This is a genomic window from Salinigranum halophilum, assembly GCF_007004735.1.
Classification (GTDB): domain Archaea; phylum Halobacteriota; class Halobacteria; order Halobacteriales; family Haloferacaceae; genus Salinigranum; species Salinigranum halophilum.
The window spans coordinates 572440-591642 of sequence record NZ_SSNL01000005.1 but is presented as its reverse complement, the minus strand read 5'-3'; the positions used below and the strand labels follow the sequence as shown (position 1 = coordinate 591642).

Below are 19203 nucleotides of genomic sequence, written 5' to 3'. Positions count from 1 at the left end.
CACTGACGGCGTGTTGACGCGGCTCACTCTCGACGAGACGGCCGTGACGGACGCGTTACTCACGAACGACGTCGTGCCGGCCGAAGCCGTAGCGCAGGCGGTTCGCCAGACGGCGGGAGAACCGTTCCTCCCTGCTGGCGAACCGCTCGGCGAGCGCCTGGTAGATGAGTGGGACGGGCACCTCCTGTTCGAGCGCCTCCTGGACCGTCCACGTCCCCGTCGACCCGCCTGCGACGTGGTCGGCCACGTCGTCGAGGTCCGTCCCCTCCTCACGGAACGCCTCCTCGCAGAGTTCGAGCAGCCACGACCGGATGACGGCACCGTTGTTCCACGTCCGTGCCACCGACTCGAGGTCGAGGTCGTACCGCCCCTCGAAGAGGAGTTCGAACCCCTCGCCGTAGGCCTGCATCAGCGCGTACTCGACGCCGTTGTGGACCATCTTCACGTAGTGACCCGACCCGGCCGGCCCCATGTGGCCGTGCCCGTCGGGCCCCGTCGCGACGGCGTCGAACACCGGCGTCAGTTCCTCGTAGGCCCACGCGGGGCCGCCGACCATGAGCGAGAAGCCGAGTTCTGCCCCCGCCGGCCCGCCGCTGGTGCCGCAGTCGAGATACGCCGCGTCGACGCGCTCTGCCCGTCGGACGGACGCCTCGAAGTGTGAGTTCCCCCCGTCGACGACGACGTCGTCCGCGGTCAGGTGCGGTGCGAGCTCGTCGAGCGTCGCGTCGACGGCCCCGCCCGCCGGGACCATCAGCCAGACCCGGCGCTCGTCGCCGAGTCGCTCGAGGAGGTCCACGGGGTCTTCGGCGGCTTCGGCGCCCCGTTCGGCCGCCGTCGCGACGGCTTCGGGGTCGAGGTCGAACGCGACGACGTCGTGGCCCTTCGCCAGCACGCGTTCGACGACGATCTGTCCCATCCGACCGAGTCCGATGACGCCAAGTTGCATACTCGCCCCTGCGCGAGGGGAGGTGGTAGTGGTTGTGATTGTGGTCGCGCCTTCGCGGGGCTCCTCGGGAGTGTGCGACCGCCCCACGACACCGGGTGCGACCGCCCCACGACACCGGACACGTTTACCCGCCTTCGGCCCCTTCTACGGGTATGTGCTCCGACATCGCCCGGACGGACGTGCTGACGGCCGCCCCCGACACGACTGTCGTGCAGGCGACAGACGCGATGCGCACGCACGACGAGGCGTTCGTCGTCGTCCTCGACGAACAGCACCCGCTCGGGGTACTCTCGGCGGCCGACGTCGGCCTCGCGCTCGGCACCGCAGACCACCTCGCCGACCGCCCGGTCGCCGACCTCGTCTCGACACCCGTGACCGTCCGCGACAACGCCTCCCGCGAGGGACTCCTCTCGCGCTTCCGGGAGACGGGGACGGAACGCCTCGTCGTGGTCGACGCCGGCGACGAGTTCGTCGGTGTCGTCTCCCGCCGCGACCTCCTGCGGACGTACGCCGACGAGTTCGGCGCGCTCTTCGCCCTGTTCTCGACGGTCGACTGACGCCGAGGCGCGAGCGTCCACGTGAGGGTTTTTCACTGTCGGTGTGGTCTCGGTCGCATGGACGAACGGATACGCGAACACGCACGGACACTCGTCGACTGGAGCGCCCGGGTCGAACGAGGTGACGACGTCGTGGTCAGTGTCGGAGAGGGCGCACACGACCTCGCGGTCGCCGTCTGCGCCGAACTCGGAAGACGCGGGGCGACCGTCGTCACGACCTACGCCTCCGAGGAACTCGACCGGGCCTATCTGCTCGCCCACGACGGCGACTTCGACGCCTCCGACGCGGAACTCGTCCTCTACGAGCGCGCCGACGTCGTGCTTCGGTTGGGCGGCCCGCGGAACACGACGGCGATGGCCGACGTCTCCGGAGACAGACAGGCCGCCGCCGCCCGCGCCACCAGGGCCGCCCGCGAGGCGCGACTCGCCTCTCGCTGGGTCTCGACCGTCCACCCTACCCGGGCGCTCGCCCAGCAGGCCGGGATGGCCTTCGAGGAGTACCGCGACTTCGCCTACGACGCCATCCTCCGCGACTGGGAGTCGCTCGCGACCGAGATGGCACGATTGAAAGAGCGCCTCGACGACGGCAGCGAGGTCCGCCTCGTCACCGACCGCGACGCGAAGCCGAGCACCGACCTCACCATGTCTATCGAGGGCAGAGTCGCGGTCAACAGCGCCGCCTCCGTCGCGTACGACTCGCACAACCTCCCCTCGGGCGAGGTGTTCACCGCGCCCTTCGACACCGAGGGGGAGGTGTTCTTCGACGTCCCGATGACGGTACGGGGGCGTCGCGTGCGCGACGTCTGGCTCTCCTTCGAGGCGGGCGACGTCGTCGACTTCGCCGCCGAGACGAACGAGGACGTGCTCGCGGAGGTCCTCGACACCGACGAGGGGGCAACGCGTCTCGGCGAACTCGGTATCGGGATGAACCGCGGCATCGACCGGTTCACCGACAACATCCTCTTCGACGAGAAGATGGGCGACACCGTCCACCTCGCGCTGGGTCGGGCGTACCGCTCGAACTTCCCCGAGGGGGCGGAGAACGAGGCGAACGACTCCGCGGTCCACGTCGACCTGATCACCGACGTGAGCGAGCGCTCGCGTATCGAGGTCGACGGCGAGGTCGTCCAGCGGAACGGTCGGTTCCAGTGGGAACCCGAGTTCGAGGCCGAGTGACGCCTCCCGGTCGTTTTCTTCCCCTGTCAGTACACGACGCGCGCTGCACCGCGACACCTCCCGGACGGTGTCGGTCGAGATGAGAGTAGACCCACTCCTGTGGGCATCACGAAGTGACGACGGCTCCTGTCAGTCGGAGTCTCGCGGGGTCACTCCGTGTTCTGTGCGTCTCACGGCGCCAGCCGGCCAGCCTGGCTGACGAGGTACGCGCTCGCCCGCCGGACGAAGCCGAGCGGGTTCGTCCGGAACCGCCGCAGGTGGTGTTGGCTCTCGCGGCGGGCGACGGTGAGCCGGTCCTGTCGGATGACCTGGTTGTACTCGACGCTGTACACCGGTCGGTCGGTCAGCTGGGCGATCTCCATCGCCTGCTCGTGGTCGCTCTCGACGAACAGCGTCGCGTCGACCTCGCCGTACACCCGGGCTTTGAACTCCCCGTGGTTACCCTGTCGTAGTCGCGTCTCCTTGTCCGGAAGGTCGAGCATGACGAGCTCGCCGTACTCGATACCGTGTCTCGCCAGCCAGGCCTCGGTCTCCGCGCGGTACTTCTCCAGCCGCGCGGTGACGATCCAGCCGATCGGTTTCGAGGGGACGACGAGCGGGTCCACCGTCGCGATGAACTCCCGATAGCGCTCGCCGTCGTCGTTCTCCCGCGGCGTCGGGTCCCGACAGAGGACGCCGTCGAGGTCGAAACAGCTCTTGGGGACCACGCCCGGGTGGTGCATCAGGTTCCACTCGAAGACGCGCGGGAACCTCACGACGTCCGCGTAGGTGTCGACGAGGTCACGGCCCTCGGGGCTGACGTAGACCGCGCCGAAGAGCACCTCGACGTCTTCGGGGAGCGACGCTGCGGTGACGCGTTCGCGCGCCGCGGTCATCGCAGAGCCGGTCAGGACGCTGTCGTCGAGGACCAACACCCGTTCGGGCTGTGCGTCGGCGTCGCCCTCGAACCGCTCGCCCGTCGCGAACGCCCGCGACTCCAGGAAGCCGTCGAGGTCGGCTAACGGGACGTTACGGTGGAGCGCGAGGATGGTCCCGGCCAAGAGCCCGCTTCGGGGGACACCGACGACGAGGTCCAACTCCGGCAGCGTCGGTGCCCACCGCTTGATGTCGTCGTTCAGGTCCGCGACACTCCGGTAGTTCACGGTCCGCCTCCGCCCGATTCGAGGCTCTCGAATCCACGGTCTGCTTCGGGGTTCGCTGCGGTGGTGAGACGAGGGGTGGTCTGTCGAGAGGGGGCGAAACGGTTCACGCCCTCTGTTCGTTCGATGACGATATAATCATATCTGTTGATATGTGTTTTCGGTAACAACCGTACGCGTCGGTCTCAGAGACGTGCCACCGCGGCCCACGGTCGCCCGCCGTTTCGACGCGCTTTTTATCGGCGGCGGGGTTAGTCGCAGGCATGGCAGACTTTCAGGTGGTCGTCGCGGACCCCGACTCCGGCGCGACCTACCAGACAGAGGTATCGGGACAGGACGCGAACCGCTTCCTCGGGCGCGACCTCGGCGACGAGGTCGACGGCAGCGCCGTCGGCCTCGACGGCTTCACGCTCGAACTGACCGGCGGCTCCGACGCCGCCGGCCGTCCGATGCGCGCGGACGTCTCCGGACCCAACCTGAAGGAGATCCTCTCGACCGGCGGCGTCGGCCACAAGGCCGGCCGTGACGGCGAGCGCAAGCGCATCACCGTCCGCGGCCGACAGGTCTCCGACGAGACGGTCCAGATCAACGTGAAGGTCGTCTCCGGGTCCGGCGACGTCGCCGCCGCGTTCGGTGCGGCCGACGACGAAGCCGAAGACGACGAGTAAGCGCGTGCCAGAGCGCGTTCCCAGCGACCACCCCTCGGTTACGACCTCCCGTGCGAAACTCGAGCGGAGTGGCGGCACCCGCAGACCGTGTCTTCGGCTGCCGGAGGCGGTCTCCGTCGACGAGGGCGACGTCGTCAGGCTCGTCCTCGACGGCGACGAGCGCCACGCCGTCGTCACGCGCGACTCCTCGGGGCTCGTCGTCCGCAGCGCGCACGACAACCGACGGATGGCCCGCGAACGCGACGGCGAGAACCGCCTCGTCGAGTGGGCCGAGGCGGTCGGGAGAAGCCCCGGTGACGCCGTCGAGGTCGACGAGGTCGTCGCCGGAACTCTGTACGGCGTCCGGGTGCCGGGTGGCCGCGCGGTCTACTCCGCGACGGAACCCCCGCGCGACTCGCTCAGCGACATCGCCGAATCGCTCGGCAGCGGCGACACCGGCGGGGACTGACCCCGCCGGCCCGCTCGTCTCCGGTGTGACGGGCTTTTGTACCCGTCTCTCCTCTCGAGACGTATGAGCAAACTCGACGAGTTCCTCGCGGGCGAGCGACTCGACGACGTCGCCCTCTTTCTCACCCACGAGTATCTCGACAGCGAAGGCAAAATCGCGAACTACGGTGAGGAGGTCGACGACGGTGTCGTCCTCGTCGTCGACGGGGAGAAGGGCCGCAAACTGTTCGCCTCGGGAACAGGGATGGACGCGATGCAGTTCGCCAAGGAGGCGATGGACGCCGACGGTCGAATCGACCGCGACCTCGGCGGCGGAGACGCGCCCGACGGCGGTGACGTCCAGTTCGTCTTCGCCTTCGCGGAGGCACAGAACGAGGAGGTGGGCGGTCTCTACGCCGACGGCGACGTCATCCACGCCTACGCGTACTCGTCGGCGGGGACGGCCTTCTCCGACCGGTGGGTCGTCGGCGACGAGTAACCGCTCACGGCGTTCGGGTCACTGCGCGGGCGACGATACTCTGCGCCAGCGTACACTCTGTTTTTACGACGACACTCCGACCTGCGCGCAGTCTGTCACTCTTGCCCCCTCGTTCGGTCTCGCTCCGTCAGCCGTTCGAACGCCACCCGTCAGACACGGGCAGAAAGCTCATTACGGAGGCGGGGGGAGCCACCGATGCCTTCGGGGTCGCGGGCTGTCACACGCTCCCGTGGTTTCCGGGTCGTCCCCCGCGACCCGTCCCCCCGGCTCTTTGTGCCCTGAGCGACTGCCTCGGCGCGACCGCCGCAGTCTGACCCCTTACCGTTCGGTGTCGACTCCTTCGTCGTCGGCCTCCGCCTCGGCTTTGGTCTGCTCGGCCACCCGCTCGAACGCCGCGAGGATGACGCGCTTCGTCGTCGCCCCCTCGGTGGTCCAGTGGTGGGCGTAGTCGAGCATGTCGTCGTAGATGTCGGGCTTACACCCCGCGGCTTTGGGGTGCCCGCCGCCGTTGACCAGTCCGGCGACCTCGTGACACCGCTCGAACGTCTCCGAGCCGCGGAGCGAGGCGCTCCCCGCTGGCTTCACCACCACGGACGCGTCCGCGCCCTGTTCGCGGAGCGCGTCGGCGACCTCGTTCTGCGAACACCGGCCGTAGGTGACGCCGACGGTCCACTCGCCGACCTGTGTGAACTCCGCGCGGTCGACCGCGCGCTCGATGAGGTGTTCTTTCTCCACCCGGCGGTAGTCGATGTACTCGGTGACGGCCCCGGGGAGGTCCGCGCCGTACGCCCCGACGACGGCGACGTACTCCTCGGGCGAACTCCAGTACGCGTAGTCCGCGAGGTCCTTGCTCCGCGGGTCCTCGTTCAGCCAGAGGTCGTGGTCGCGCGTCACGCGGGCGAGTTCGGTGAAGCGCTCGTCGAAGTCGTAGTCGAGCGAGCGGAGCGCCACGTCCGTCGTACACTCCTCCTCGGAGTCGCCGACGACGAGGTCGACGCCCGCCTCCCGCACCGCTGCTGCGACCTCGTCGTCCCACTGGTGGTGGTCGAACCACCGCACGCTCGCCGCGGGCGACGCGAGCGACTCGAGCGCCGCCGCGACGGCTTCGGTGCTGTCGGGACAGAGGTCACAGACGTAGACGTCAGCGCCCGGTTCGAGGTACGCCGCGACGCGGTCGAGTGCCTCGCCGAGCGAGTGTGGTCCCGCCGCGACCAGCGCGACGGGCGACTCCTCGGCTTCCTCCGCGGCCTCGGTCTCTTCGGCTTCCTCCGCGGCGTCCGGTACGGGGTCGTCCTCGTCGCGGACTCTGGCCGCGAGGTCCGTCTCGAACGGAGCCACGTCGAGTGCGGCGTCTCGTGCTTCCCTGATGAGGGCGACCGAACCGAGGCCGTCGGCGTCCGCGTCGGCGACGATGACCGCGTCCGCGCCTTCGACCGCCTCGCGGGTCCGTTCGTCGGCGTACTCCTCGTCCAGCGAATCCGGGTAGAAGAATCCCTTGCCGGGGAGGCGAGATTTCCGTGACAGCGAGAGCGCGTCGGTGTCGATGAGGCTGTCGTCCATACCGCGTTCTGTGCCCGCCCGCGCAAAAGGGTGGCCTTCCGCGCTCGCGCTCGCTCCTGTCGTCTGCTCTGTGCGTCTAGAGCGTCTCGTCCGAGGCGAGCTGTCGCACCGTGAGCACCGGCATCGGACACGTCCGCACCACGCGCTCGGCGACGCTGCCGAGGAGGAAGCGGTTCTCGCCGTGCCGTCCTCGGGTGCCCATCGCGACGAGGTCCGCGTCGCGGGCCTCGGCGTACTCGCGAATCTCCGTCGCCGGGCGTCCGACCCGCACGGACGTGGTCACGTCGACATCCGTCGATGCCGCGACGTCGGCCAGCGCCTCCTCGGCCTGCTCTTTCAGCGCCCGTTCCATCTCGTCTTGGAGGCGTTCCGGCGACGACTCGATCTCGTCGGTGTCGACGATGGAGATGGTGTGGACCGTCGCCTCGAAGCGCCGTGCGAGGTCGAGCGCCACGTCGACGGCTCGCTGGACGCTCTCGGAGCCGTCGGTGGCGATGACGATGGTCTCGAACATGTCTCGGGGTTCCGCTGGTGACGACATAAATCCCGTGTCAGTGACCCCGACTGACGTCGTGAGTGTCCTCCCCATCCCTGACCCGAGGCGACGGCGGCCGCGGCAGTCGTGGCGACGCAGCGGGCGACAGACCTTACACGGGGCGAGACGTCACTCCGGTTATGAGCCACACCGAGACCGGACCCGAACCGCTCGTCCGGCGCGCGGACGAGGTCACCTACGAGGACGTCGACGCCGCTGCCGGCATGAAGAAGGGCGTGTTGGTCTCCGACGCCGACGGCGCGCCGCACTTCGCAATCCGCCGGTTCACCCTCGAACCGGGCGCGGCGGTCCCGAAACACACCAACGAGGTCGAACACGAACAGCACGTCCTCGCGGGCGAGTACACCGTCGGCCTCGGCGACGAGGAGGTCACGGTGCGCGCGGGCGACTCGCTCTTCATCCCCGCCGGGACGGTCCACTGGTACCGCAACGACGGGGACGAGGAGGGCGCGTTCCTCTGTGCGGTGCCCAACGGCGACGACGCGATCGACGTCGTCGACGAGGACTGAGCGGCCCGCACGACGGCCGCTGCGGCCGGTTCCGACGGGACTCGACGCGCGTCCGACGTTGACGCCGCGGAGACGAACCGCTGAAATACCCCGTTCTCCTACTCGAAACCGTGTCACAGCAGGTCGGGCAGGTCGACACGCTGTTCCTCCACGAGCGAGGCGAGAACTTCCTCGTGGTGGTCCAGCGCGACGGCAAGCGGGTGTTCCGGGCGATTCTCGAGTTGAAAGAGACCTCCGCAGGCCCGCGTCCCGCGAAGTTCCGCATCAAGCGTGGTTCGTCGGAGGAACCGCGCGACCCCCAGCAGTTCGTCGAACTCGCCCGGCGTGCGTCTCGAATCCGCATCTCTCAGCAGACGTCCGCCGGCGCACGAGACCGGCTGAAAGAGATGCTCGACGGCTATCAACTGGAGGCGCTGACGGTCCGGACCTGCCGGTACTGTGCGTCGAACGGGCGGTACTCGCCAATCACGGCGGACACCGCCATCAAAGCCGACCGCGACCACGTCTGTCCCGACTGCGCCCGCCGAGAACTCGAGCGCGAACTCTCGTACTCCGGGTCCATCACGGGGGCGGCGAAAGACCGGCTGGAGGAACTCCTGCTCCAGACGCAGGACCTCGACAAGGTGACGAACCTCCTCCAGGGCGGACTGAACCCCGACCTCACCAAGTTCGACGAGGTCTCCGCCACGGTGGAGGACGTCGACCCCGTCCCCACCTCGTCGCTGGCCCTCCACCCGACGCTGCAGTCTCGCGTCGAGGGGCGGTTCGACTCCTTGCTCCCGGTGCAGTCGCTCTCGGTCGAGAACGGCCTCTTCGAGGGCCGCGACCAGCTCGTCGTGAGCGCGACGGCCACGGGGAAGACGCTCGTCGGCGAACTCGCGGGGCTCGACCGGGTGTTGAAGGGGAAGGGGAAACTCCTCTTTCTCGTTCCCCTGGTCGCGCTCGCCAACCAGAAGCACGAGGACTTCGAAGAGCGGTACGGCGACGTCGCCAACGTGACTATCAGGGTGGGCGCATCGCGTATCTCGGACTCGAACGCCTCCTTCGACCCCTCGGCGGACATCATCGTCGGCACCTACGAGGGAATCGACCACGCCCTCCGGACGGGGAAGGACCTCGGCGACATCGGGACGGTGGTCATCGACGAGGTCCACACCCTCAAAGAGGACGAACGCGGTCACCGCCTCGACGGGATGATCTCCCGGCTGAAGTACTACTGCGAGCGGCGGGCCGAGCGGAGACAGCGCTACGACGGCGCACAGTGGGTCTACCTCTCCGCGACGGTCGGCAACCCCGAGTGGCTCGCCCGCCGACTCGAAGCGACCCTCATCGAGTTCGAAGAGCGGCCGGTCCCCATCGAACGACACGTCACGTTCGCCGACGGGCAGGAGAAAGCCCGGATAATCGACAAACTCGTCAGACGGGAGTTCGACAGCGAGTCGTCGAAGGGGTACCGCGGGCAGACCATCGTCTTCACCAACTCGCGGCGGCGCTGTCACGAACTCGCGCGGAAGATCGGGTACGACGCGGCACCGTACCACGCGGGGCTCGATTACGGGAGACGCAAGCGCGTCGAACGCCAGTTCGGGAATCAGGACCTCGCGGCGGTCGTCACCACGGCGGCGCTCGCCGCGGGCGTCGACTTCCCCGCGTCGCAGGTCGTCTTCGACTCGTTGGCGATGGGTATCGAGTGGCTCTCGGTCCAGGAGTTCGAGCAGATGCTCGGCCGGGCGGGCCGTCCCGACTACCACGACCGGGGCCGGGTGTACTTGCTGGTCGAACCCGACTGCAGCTACCACGGGTCGATGGAGATGACCGAAGACGAGGTGGCGTTCAAACTCCTCAAAGGGGAGATGGAGGACGTCGCCACCGTCTACGACGAGGCCGCCGCCGCCGAGGAGACGCTGGCGAACGTCATCGTCGCGGGCAAACGCGCCAAGCGCCTCAACGACCGGATGCTCGGCGACATCGATACGACGCGCGCGGTCGGCCGCCTCCTCGAGTGGGAGTTCATCGACGGGTTCGAACCGACGCCGCTGGGTGCGGCGGTCTGTCGGCACTTCCTCGCCCCGAGCGAGGCGTTCACCCTTCTCGACTGCATCCGGAAGGGGTTCGACCCCTACGAGGTCGTCGCCACGATGGAACTGCGCGACCAGCACTGACCCCGGTTCGTCACCGGTGTATGGTCGGTACTCCGCCACAACAGATATATTCACTCCTGGCGTCGGCAGAATATAATGACCGGCCGTCCGATACGTCTCCTCCACGTGGACGACGACGTCGACTTCGCAGAGATGGTCGCGGTGTTCTTACAGCGCGAACGCGAGGAGTTCTCACTCGAGACGGCTCACGACGTCGAGACGGGGCTCGCCCGGCTCTCCCGCGAACCGTTCGACTGCGTCATCAGCGACTACGAGATGCCCGACGAGACCGGCCTCGACCTCCTCCGTGCGGTCCGCGAGTCGTCGCCCGACCTGCCGTTCGTGCTGTTCACCGGGCGGGGGTCGGAGGAGATCGCCGCCGAGGCCATCTCCGCGGGGGTGAGCGACTACCTCCAGAAGGGCGGCGGCACCGACCGCTACACGGTCCTCGCGAACCGGGTTGAGAACCTCGTCGCGGGCTATCGAACCGAGCGCGACCTCCAACAGCGGGTCGACGCCATCGAGACCGCCCGGGAGGGAATCGGTCTCATCGACGCTCGGGGGACCGTCACCTACGCAAATCGAGCGTTCGCCGACACCTTCGGCTACGACCCGAACGAGATCGCGGGGTCGACCGTCGACGCACTCTTCGTCGACGAGGTCGAGGCGGCGATTCGGTCGGCGAACACCGACGGCGAGTGGACCGGCGAGGTGCTGATGGCCCGCCGTGACGGGTCGGAACTGCTCGCGGACGTGGCCCTCTCGTCGACGGCGGGTGACGAACTCGTCTGTACGGTCCGGGACATCTCCGCCGAGGAGCGGCGCGAACACGACCTGTTCGTCAAGAACCGTGCGATGGACGCCGCCCCCATCGGCATCACCATCACGGACCCGTCGCTGCCGGACAACCCGATGGTGTACGCCAACGAGCAGTTCGAGCGGTTGACCGGCTACGTCGAGGCGGCGGTGCTCGGGGAGAACCACCGCATCCTCCAGGGGCCGGACACCGACCCCGAGGCCGTGGCGACACTGCGCGACGCCGTCGACGACGAGGAACCCGTCACGGTCGAACTCCGTAACTACCGCAAGGACGGGTCGTCGTTCTGGAGCCGCGTCTCCATCGCCCCGATTCACGACACCGACGGGCAGGTCACGAACTTCGTCGGCTTCCAGCAGGACGTCACGGAGCTCGTCGAGGCCAGGCGAGAGCGTGAGGCGGTGCTCGACCGGGTGTCGGACGCCTTCTTCGCCCTCGACCACGAGTGGCGCTTCACCTACCTGAACGAGCAGGCCGAACGCCTCCTCGACCGCCCGCGGGACGACCTCGTCGGTCGGTCGGTGTGGGACGAGTTCCCCGAGGCCGCCGACTCGACGTTCGCCGACGAGTACCGCCGGGCGATGCAGACCCAAGAGACCGTCGCGTTCGAGGAGTACTTCCCGCCGCTGGCGACCTGGTTCGAGGTCCGCGCGTACCCCTCCGAGTCGGGGCTGTCGGTGTACTTCCGCGACGTCAGCGGGCGGAAGGCGAGCGAGCGGGCGCTCGAACAGCGCGCCCGCCAGTTCGAGACGTTCGGCGACATCCTCTCACACGACCTCACCTCCCCGCTCGCGACGCTCCGGGGGCGGCTGGAGTTGGCGCGGGCGACGGGCGACGACGAGCACTTCGACGAGGCCGAGGACGCCTTCGAGCGGGTCTCGACCCTCGTCGACGAACTCGCGACGGTGATGCGGGAGGGGCGCGTCGTCAACACGCTCACCGCGGTCGACGTCGGGCCCGTCGCACGGGAGCTGTGGGGAGCGCTTGACACCGGCGAGACCACGCTCACGGTGGGCGAAGTCGGGGAGGTCCGCGCCGACGAGCGAGCGCTGACCCGGCTGTTACAGAACCTCTTCCGGAACAGCATCGAACACGGTCCGGCGACGACCGTCGTGGTCGGACCGCTGGACGAGGGTGAGGGGTTCTTCGTCGCCGACGACGGCCCCGGCATCCCCGCCGCGGACCGCGACCGCGTGTTCGAACCGGGCTACTCGACCAAGGAGGGCGGGACCGGCTTCGGGATGATCAGCGCACAGCAGATCGCGCTGGCGCACGACTGGGACCTCTCGGTGTCGGCGAGCGCCGACGGCGGCGCGCGGTTCGAGGTACGCGGCGTCGAGCGAGCGGGGAGTGAGCGCTAGCCGGAGTTGTCGGCCACGTCCGCGGGTGGCTCGGCCACGTCCACGTGCTCGCGGAGCCACGCCATCGCCTCCTCGACGGCCGCGGGCGTCCCCGAGACCTTGATTCGCGTGGGGATACGCCCCTTCCCGGGGTAGCTCCCGACGCTCACGTCGAACCGGTCGCGCGCACCGGTGAGCCGGTCGTTCAACGCTCCCTCGGGCGCCGGCGTGTAGAGCGAGTCGGAGACGACGGTGCCGTCGAACTCCTCGACGACGAGTTCGAACATGACGTGCAGTTCGTCCGGGATGCCGGGGAAGGCGTAGACGCCGTCCACGGCGAAGCCGGGGCCGAAGCTCTCGTCGGTGACGAGCGGGCGGGCCCCGGCGGGGATGGCCGCCTGCGCGTCGAAGTCGACGTCGAGGTCGTACGCGTCGGCGAGGTCAGGGTACTGGTCCGCGTAGGCTTCGGCCTTCTCGATGATTCCCGCCTTCACCTCGGCGTCGACGACCATCTCGCGGTCGAGTGCGTCGGCGACGGCGACCTTCGTGACGTCGTCCGGCGTCCCGCCGAGTCCACCGGTGACGACGACGGCGTCGAACGCCGTCGAGAAGTCGCGAACCGCGTCGGCGATGACGCGCCGGTCGTCGGGAATCGTGAGGACGCGGGTGACCGTGACGCCCCGCTCTGTGAGTCGGCGACAGAGCCACGTCGCGTTGGTGTTGGCCGTGTCGCCCGCGAGGAGTTCGTCTCCGACCGTCACGAGTGCGACGTCCATAGGCGACGGGAGGGACGGCGAGACAATAGGTGTACGGGCACCGGATGCGGTGGATGGCCGACTGGCAACGCTTTTCCCAGACGTTCACGACACCTGATGCATGACCGAACGGTGGCTCTACGCGTGGGGACTCGGGTCTGTCGCGTTCGGGGGGGCGTCGCTGCTCGTGCCGCTGTACATCGTCCAACTGGGCGCGACGCCCGTCCAACTCGGGCTGCTGGCCGCGACGGCCGCACTCATCGGTGCGCCCGGCGCCATCCTGTTCGGCCGGCTCGCCAACCGCGTCGAGCACCGGCGGACGCTGGTGCTGGTGACGCTGGCAGCCGTCGCCGTCGCGCTCGCGGCCATCCCGTTCTTGCCGACCATCACGTCGGTCATCGTCGCGAACGCGGTGCTGTGGCTCGTCGTCGCGTCCATCGCGCCGGTGTTGACGATGCTCGTCGTCGACGACGCACCCGAATCGAGGTGGAGCGAACGCATCGGCCGGCTCAACAAGTATCAGGGGTACGGCTGGGCGGGCGGGCTCGTCCTCGGGACGGTCTGGCCGCTCGTCGCGCCGCGACTCGTCGGCGCGCAGACGGTCACCCAGGCGCTGTTCTGGGTCCTCGCCGCCTGCGCGGGGGCGAGCACGCTCGGTGCCGCGGGGTCGCTGCCGAACCCCCGGCCGGCCGACCACGTCACGGCCGAGCGGCGCGTCCGCCGCGTGGCCCGAATCCTCTCGGGGTCGCGGCGCGGCATCAAGGGAGCCACCTTCGCGTTCTCGCCGAACCGGCTCTACTGGACGACGCGAGGCATCCACCTGGGCCGACTCAAGACCCGACTCGACCCCGCGCTGTTGACGTATCTCCTCGCCGCCGGGCTGTTCTTCACGGGGTTCGCCGCGTTCTGGGCGCCGCTCCCGCTCTTTTTCACCGACGAGGGCTTCGCCTCCGGGCAGGTGTTCGCGCTCTACCTCGTGTCGAGTCTCGGCTCCGCCGTCTGTTACCAGGGGGCCGGACGGTTCGCCTCGACGTACGACGTCCGTCTACTGCAGTCCGGCGCGCTCGCGGCCCGCGGCGTGCTGTTTCCCGTCGTGGCCGTCGTGACCGGCCTCGGCGCGCTCTCCGTCGGCCTCGTCACGGCCGGTGCGGGGCTCGCCGCCATCGGCGTGACGTGGGCGTTCATCGCCGTCGTCGGCACTGCTATCGTCTCCCGACTGGCGCCGGCCGGGGTCCGGGGTGAAGTCCTCGGCCTCCACACCGCACTCGGTGCTGTCGCCGGTGGCATCGGCGGTGTGCTCGGTGGCTGGCTGGCCGCGCTCGGATATCTCGTCGCGTTCGGCGTGGCGGGCGGGCTCGTCCTCGTCGGTGCCGCACTCGTCCTCTCGCTGCGGATTCTCTCCGGCGGGCGAACGGCCACAGCGCCGCCCAGCGAACCGGCGAACGAGGTCGACGGCGACGCGATTCCGGCGGGCTCGTCGGACGGGGCCGTCGACCTCCGCATCGACTGACGGGTCTACTCGGCCTCCTCGTCGTCGGCCATCCACCGCTGCCCGTAGGAGCGGTACCCGTCGAACTCGCCTCCGGTTATCTGTCGCTCGATCTCCTCGCGCGTCTCGTTGCTGATGCGGACGAGGTGACAGAGCGGGTGACCGGGGAGCGCGACGGGGTTCTCGAGGACGCCGACGATGAGCCCCGTGAAGGGCGCGTCGACGACGTGCTCTTCGTGTTTGAAGTGGTCGGTGATGGTACAGATGGTCTCGCCCTCGTGGACGAGCGGGTTCGGCCCCCACCGCATCTCGACGAGGCCACCCGTCTCCGCGCGGAGCCAGCGCTTCTCCTCGTCGGGCCTCATCACCTTCCGCCACGACGGCTCCGCCACCGACCCCTCGGGGTAGACGTCGTACGTCGCGAGGACGCTCTCGACGCCTTCGAGCGCCTTGTCGACCAGCCCCGGCTGGAACCGGTGGGCCTTGCCCATCTCGACGGTGAGCGTCGGGGTTCCGTTCCGAGACGCGACGGCGCGGAGTGAACTCGCCTCGCCCTCCCCCGAGAGGATGACGTTCGCGCCGAACGCCTCGGCCAACCGGGCGACGTCGGGGTTGTCGACGTCCGCGCGGACGTGGTACATCGTCGTCCGGTTCCGGGTGGAGGTGTGAAAGTCGAGGCCGAGGTCGCACTGGCTCACGAACCGGTCGTACACCCGATGGGCCATTCGTTCGGCGGTGTTCGACTGCGCCTTCCCGGGGAACGAGCGGTTGAGGTCCTGGTCGTAGATGGGGATGTACCGCTGTTGGGCCTGGTACGCCGGCACGTTCACGACGTGGAGCAGGACGAGGGTGCCGTGAATCTCCGCGGGACTGTAGCGAGCGGCGACCTCCTGGAGCACCTTCACGCCGTTGAGTTCGTCACCGTGAATCGCGGCCGTCATGCACACGCGCGGGCCGGGTTCGGTCCCGTTGAGTATCGTCACCGGAATCTCGACGGGGTCACCCAGATACGTCTCGCCGACCTCGTAGCGGAACTGGCGCTTCTCGCCGGGGCGGACCTCCCCGTCGTACCGGAACGACTGCGGCCGCCCGGACTCGTCGTCGGTCATACGCGTCGACTCGATACGACCGTGCTAATCTCTTCCTAGTGGCGGCGTCGACGCCGCCGACCCTCCCCATGCCCGCCGCGCGGCGAGTCTTTTTGCCCGTGGGGGTCGTCAGAGGAACGGCAACGCGATGTCCGACCCTATCGACGCCCGACTGACGCTGCGGATTCCGCGTGGGAGTCAACAGGACCTCCGCGAGGAGGCACGCGAGCGACTCGCTCGGGTCGACGCCGTCGAACGCGTCGAGGCGTTCGACGTCACCGGCGTCAGGCCGGGACTCAACGACCTCCGGGTCCGCGCGGAGGCGACCGTCGTCTGCGGGCCGGGCGCGGAGACGAGTCTCGACGTGCACCTCTCACAGGCGGTCGGCATCGAACGGGTCGAACGCCGCGACGAGTCGGAGCGGTGAGGCGAGACGCACGCGTCGACGACCACCCCGACGGTGAGCCCGTCGACGTGGACGTTGTCGCTGCCGACGTGGACGCCGACGAACTGGTCGCGCTCGAACGCCTGAGCTACTACCTCGACGAACTGTTTGTCGTCCCGGGGACGACGTATCGAGTCGGACTCGACCCCCTTCTGGGGCTCGTCCCCGGCGTCGGCGACGTCTCGACCAGCGCCGCGTCGGCGTACATCGTCGCCCGCGCGGCCGCACTCGGGGTCCCGCGGGCGACGCTCGCGCGGATGCTCCTGGTGCTCGTCGTCGACGCCGTCTTCGGGTCGTTCCCGCTCGTCGGCGACGCGTTCGACGCGGTCTGGAAGGCCAACACGCGAAACGTCCGGCTGCTGGAGGCGCGGCTCGACGCGCCCGAACGGGCGACGCTGGACCGCCGGTACGTGCTCGTCGTCACCGCGCTGTTGACGGGGGTGCTCCTGTTCGTGAGCCTCGGCGTCGCCCTCGTGACGTGGTGGGCACTCGGTCGATTCGGCGTCGTCTGACCCGGCCACGGAGCGCAACGCAAGACAGTTACTTCCCCCCACACACCTTCGCGTATGAGTATTCTCGAGGACGCCCGGGCGCTCGACGGGGCGGGTCCGGTCTGTGACGCCTGTCTCGGTCGGGTCTTCGCCGACCGGAGCTTCGGGCTGACGAACGCCGAGCGGGGGCGCTCGCTCCGTGTCGCCGCGGCGCTCGACGCGGACGAGCCGTTCGAACCGACGCCGACGGCGGCGTGTTGGGTCTGCGAGGGCGAGTGTGCCCGCTTCGACGAGTGGGCCGAACGCGCCGCCGCCGCCGTCGAGGACGTCGAGTTCGAAACCTACCAGGTCGGGACCCGGGCCCCGCCGCTCGTCGAGGAGAACGAGGAACTCCTCAGAGAGGAGGCCGGCCTCCCGGCCGACGCGGGCGAACTGTTCAAGTCCGAGTTCAACCGCGAGGTCGGCAAGCGGGTGGGGCGGCTCACCGAGACCGAGGTCGAGTTCGGTCGGCCCGACGTCCAGTTCCTCCTCGATATCGAGCGGGACACGGTCGAGACGACGATCCACTCGGCGTTCGTCTACGGGCGCTACCGAAAACTCGAACGGGACATCCCCCAGACCGAGTGGCCCTGCGGCCGGTGTGACGGTCGGGGCGTCCTGGGCGAAGACCGCGAGTGCCCCCAGTGTGACGGGACGGGGTATCTCTACCAGGCGAGCATCGAGGGGCTGGTCGCACCGCCCATCCGCGACGCGATGGAGGGAACCGAGGCGACGTTCCACGGCGCGGGGCGCGAGGACGTCGACGCGCTGATGCTCGGCACCGGTCGGCCGTTCGTCGTCGAGGTGCGCGAGCCGAAGCGCCGAACGGTGAACGTCGAGCCCCTCGAACGCGTCGTGAACGAACACGCAGAGGGCCGCGTCGAGGTCGAGGGCCTGCGGCTGGCCACGTACGAGATGGTCGAGCGGGTGAAAGAACTCGACGCCTCGAAGCGCTACCGTGCGAAGGTGGCGTTCGACGGCGTGGTGACGGCGGACGAACTCGCGGAGGCGCTGTCGACGCTGGCGGGTGCGACTATCGAGCAGTACACGCCACAGCGCGTCGACCATCGACGGGCGAATCTCACGCGGACGAGAGACGTGTACGAGGCGAGCGGCGAGTGGGAAGACGAGACGCACGCGACCGTCGAGTTCCACGGCCAGGGCGGCCTCTACATCAAGGAACTCGTCTCGGGCGACGACGACCGGACCGAGCCGAGTCTGGCCGGCCTCCTCGGCGTGGGTGCGACGGTGACCGCACTCGACGTGGTCGGCGTCTACGGCGAGGACGAGGCGTTCGAGGACGAGACGTACTTCAGAGACGACGGGCGTGCGACCGACGAGGACGTCGGTTCGACCGTCGAGACCGACGCGGACGACCACGAGGAGTGAGCCGGGCCGTGCCGCCCGTGCGACACCGATAACGGTTTTTCACGGCGCGTGAATCCTCGTGCATGGCTGTCCACGTCGGGAGCGACGAGGCCGGGAAGGGGCCGGTGCTGGGGCCGATGGTCGCCGCGGCGGTCCGGGTGGACCCCGACGACCTCTCCACCGCCGTCGACGACTCGAAACGCCTCACAGCGGAGACGAGAGCGGCCCTCGCGGCCGAGATTCGTGCCGTCGCCGACACCGTCGGCTTCGGCATCGTCTCCACCGACCGTATCGACGCGCCGGAGAGCGACATGAACACGTTGACCGTCGACGCCCACGCCGAGGCGCTCGCCGGGGTCGCCCACGACGGCGACTCGGTGTACGCCGACGCGGGCGACGTCTCCGAATCGCGGTTCGCCCGGCGCGTCGCCGCCGGCGTCGACGAGCGTGGCGTCGCCGTCGACGTGCGGGCCGAACACGGCGCGGACGCCCGCTACCCCGTCGTCGCGGCGGCGAGCATCGTCGCGAAAGTCGAACGCGACCGCCGCGTCGACGCCCTGCGAGACGAGTACGGCGACGTCGGGAGCGGCTACCCGAGCGACCCGACGACCCGCACCTTCCTGCGCGAGTACGTCCGTGACCACGGCGTGCTCCCGGGGTGTGCGCGGGCGTCGTGGCAGACGTGCGACGACGTACTCAGCGCGGCCGAACAGTCCGCGCTCGACGACTTCTGACGGTCGTCCTGTCCGAGTGCGACGACTGCCGGCCACCCTCCCGACACGACCGCCGCCTCACCGCATCTCGTCGAGCGCGACGAACGAACCCTCCGCGGCGGAGGCCCACGTCGTGACGAGTTCCGCCTCGCCCACGTCGACCGGGAAGATGGTACACTCGTCCGGACGGTCTTCGGCGGGGACGACGATGGCCGCGTACTCGGTCCCGTCGTCGAAGAGCGACGCCCCGCGGGGCGCGTGCTCGGCGGGGGTGGACACGTCGGTCGGCGACTCGTCGGCATCACGGCGGAGTGGGAGTTCTGACATTGGCGGGTGTGACGAACGGTCTGCGGGCGGTACAGTTCGGACGACGTGTACATCCCCAATAAGTAAGCTGTGGCTTCTCACCGGGCGGGAATCGATAGGCGGGGCCTACCGGACGGGCCGGACTCGGCGAGACCAACGTGCGCGACGGCGAGAA

20 protein-coding genes are annotated in these 19203 nt (G+C 69.2%); 13 read left to right on the top strand and 7 right to left on the bottom strand.

The window, feature by feature from the left end; genetic code table 11:
- Window positions 1-55: 55 nt before the first annotated feature.
- Complete coding sequence (gene gnd / locus E6N53_RS15075; RefSeq protein WP_142860374.1) at window positions 56-946, bottom strand: phosphogluconate dehydrogenase (NAD(+)-dependent, decarboxylating); 891 nt, start codon at window positions 944-946, stop codon at window positions 56-58.
- Between the two features lie 152 nt (window positions 947-1098).
- Here gnd and E6N53_RS15070 point away from each other — a divergent pair, with 152 nt between their 5' ends.
- Both E6N53_RS15070 and E6N53_RS15065 read left to right on the top strand, forming a co-directional pair.
- Window positions 1099-1503, top strand: a complete 405-nt coding sequence (locus E6N53_RS15070) for a CBS domain-containing protein (protein ID WP_136590910.1) — start codon at window positions 1099-1101, stop codon at window positions 1501-1503.
- Between the two features lie 57 nt (window positions 1504-1560).
- The gene (locus E6N53_RS15065) at window positions 1561-2679 is read left to right on the top strand and encodes an aminopeptidase (RefSeq protein ID WP_142860373.1); all 1119 of its coding nucleotides are present in this window, start codon (window positions 1561-1563) and stop codon (window positions 2677-2679) included.
- A gap of 170 nt (window positions 2680-2849) precedes the next feature.
- On the opposite strand, the gene E6N53_RS15060 is transcribed toward E6N53_RS15065, so the two are convergent.
- Window positions 2850-3821, bottom strand: a complete 972-nt coding sequence (locus tag E6N53_RS15060; RefSeq protein WP_142860372.1) for an orotate phosphoribosyltransferase — start codon at window positions 3819-3821, stop codon at window positions 2850-2852.
- 260 nt (window positions 3822-4081) lie between these two features.
- Between E6N53_RS15060 and E6N53_RS15055 the strand changes: the two genes are divergently transcribed.
- The 3 genes from E6N53_RS15055 to E6N53_RS15045 all read left to right on the top strand — a co-directional run bounded on the left by E6N53_RS15055 (window position 4082) and on the right by E6N53_RS15045 (window position 5411).
- Window positions 4082-4486 carry a 30S ribosomal protein S6e gene (locus E6N53_RS15055; RefSeq protein ID WP_136590907.1) on the top strand — a complete coding sequence of 135 codons (405 nt, stop codon included), beginning with the start codon at window positions 4082-4084 and terminating at the stop codon, window positions 4484-4486.
- 4 nt (window positions 4487-4490) lie between these two features.
- Window positions 4491-4934, top strand: a complete 444-nt coding sequence (locus E6N53_RS15050; RefSeq protein WP_142860371.1) for a DUF7112 family protein — start codon at window positions 4491-4493, stop codon at window positions 4932-4934.
- A 63-nt stretch (window positions 4935-4997) separates the two neighbouring features.
- Window positions 4998-5411, top strand: coding sequence for a DUF5807 family protein (locus tag E6N53_RS15045; protein WP_136590905.1), 414 nt, complete (start codon window positions 4998-5000; stop codon window positions 5409-5411).
- A gap of 318 nt (window positions 5412-5729) precedes the next feature.
- Here E6N53_RS15045 and E6N53_RS15040 read toward each other — a convergent pair whose 3' ends face one another.
- Complete coding sequence (locus E6N53_RS15040; RefSeq protein WP_142860370.1) at window positions 5730-6971, bottom strand: DHH family phosphoesterase; 1242 nt, start codon at window positions 6969-6971, stop codon at window positions 5730-5732.
- Between the two features lie 76 nt (window positions 6972-7047).
- A complete protein-coding gene (locus E6N53_RS15035) occupies window positions 7048-7485 on the bottom strand; it encodes a universal stress protein (RefSeq protein WP_136603549.1) in 438 nt (145 codons plus the stop codon).
- Window positions 7486-7646: 161 nt separating this feature from the next.
- On the opposite strand from E6N53_RS15035, the gene E6N53_RS15030 reads away from it, so the two are divergent.
- The 3 genes from E6N53_RS15030 (at window position 7647) to E6N53_RS15020 (ending at window position 12355) form a co-directional block, all read left to right on the top strand.
- Window positions 7647-8036: a cupin domain-containing protein gene (locus E6N53_RS15030; protein WP_136590902.1), complete on the top strand. Its 390-nt coding sequence runs from the start codon at window positions 7647-7649 to the stop codon at window positions 8034-8036.
- Window positions 8037-8146: 110 nt separating this feature from the next.
- A complete protein-coding gene (locus tag E6N53_RS15025) occupies window positions 8147-10198 on the top strand; it encodes a DEAD/DEAH box helicase (protein WP_142860368.1) in 2052 nt (683 codons plus the stop codon).
- A 75-nt stretch (window positions 10199-10273) separates the two neighbouring features.
- On the top strand, window positions 10274-12355 hold the full coding sequence (locus E6N53_RS15020) for a PAS domain-containing protein (RefSeq protein WP_142860367.1): 2082 nt from the start codon (window positions 10274-10276) through the stop codon (window positions 12353-12355).
- On the opposite strand, the gene E6N53_RS15015 is transcribed toward E6N53_RS15020, so the two are convergent.
- Complete coding sequence (locus tag E6N53_RS15015) at window positions 12352-13110, bottom strand: competence/damage-inducible protein A (protein ID WP_142860366.1); 759 nt, start codon at window positions 13108-13110, stop codon at window positions 12352-12354. The two genes, E6N53_RS15020 and E6N53_RS15015, sit on opposite strands and share 4 nt — an antisense overlap.
- A gap of 100 nt (window positions 13111-13210) precedes the next feature.
- On the opposite strand from E6N53_RS15015, the gene E6N53_RS15010 reads away from it, so the two are divergent.
- Window positions 13211-14599 carry an MFS transporter gene (locus E6N53_RS15010; protein WP_142860365.1) on the top strand — a complete coding sequence of 463 codons (1389 nt, stop codon included), beginning with the start codon at window positions 13211-13213 and terminating at the stop codon, window positions 14597-14599.
- A 5-nt stretch (window positions 14600-14604) separates the two neighbouring features.
- Here E6N53_RS15010 and E6N53_RS15005 read toward each other — a convergent pair whose 3' ends face one another.
- Window positions 14605-15687, bottom strand: coding sequence for a succinylglutamate desuccinylase/aspartoacylase family protein (locus tag E6N53_RS15005; protein ID WP_142860364.1), 1083 nt, complete (start codon window positions 15685-15687; stop codon window positions 14605-14607).
- A gap of 127 nt (window positions 15688-15814) precedes the next feature.
- Here E6N53_RS15005 and E6N53_RS15000 point away from each other — a divergent pair, with 127 nt between their 5' ends.
- The 4 genes from E6N53_RS15000 (at window position 15815) to rnhB (ending at window position 18743) form a co-directional block, all read left to right on the top strand.
- Entirely contained in the window at window positions 15815-16093 is a 279-nt protein-coding gene (locus tag E6N53_RS15000; RefSeq protein ID WP_142860363.1) for a hypothetical protein, read from the top strand.
- Window positions 16090-16623 (top strand): DUF4112 domain-containing protein, encoded by a 534-nt coding sequence (locus tag E6N53_RS14995; protein ID WP_142860362.1) that lies wholly within the window; start codon window positions 16090-16092, stop codon window positions 16621-16623. Before E6N53_RS15000 ends, E6N53_RS14995 begins: the two co-directional genes overlap by 4 nt.
- 54 nt (window positions 16624-16677) lie before the next feature.
- Window positions 16678-18030, top strand: a complete 1353-nt coding sequence (locus E6N53_RS14990; RefSeq protein WP_142860361.1) for a tRNA pseudouridine(54/55) synthase Pus10 — start codon at window positions 16678-16680, stop codon at window positions 18028-18030.
- A 62-nt stretch (window positions 18031-18092) separates the two neighbouring features.
- On the top strand, window positions 18093-18743 hold the full coding sequence (gene rnhB, locus E6N53_RS14985; RefSeq protein WP_142860360.1) for a ribonuclease HII: 651 nt from the start codon (window positions 18093-18095) through the stop codon (window positions 18741-18743).
- 57 nt (window positions 18744-18800) lie between these two features.
- On the opposite strand, the gene E6N53_RS14980 is transcribed toward rnhB, so the two are convergent.
- Entirely contained in the window at window positions 18801-19049 is a 249-nt protein-coding gene (locus E6N53_RS14980; RefSeq protein WP_142860359.1) for a DUF7511 domain-containing protein, read from the bottom strand.
- Window positions 19050-19203 lie beyond the last annotated feature (154 nt).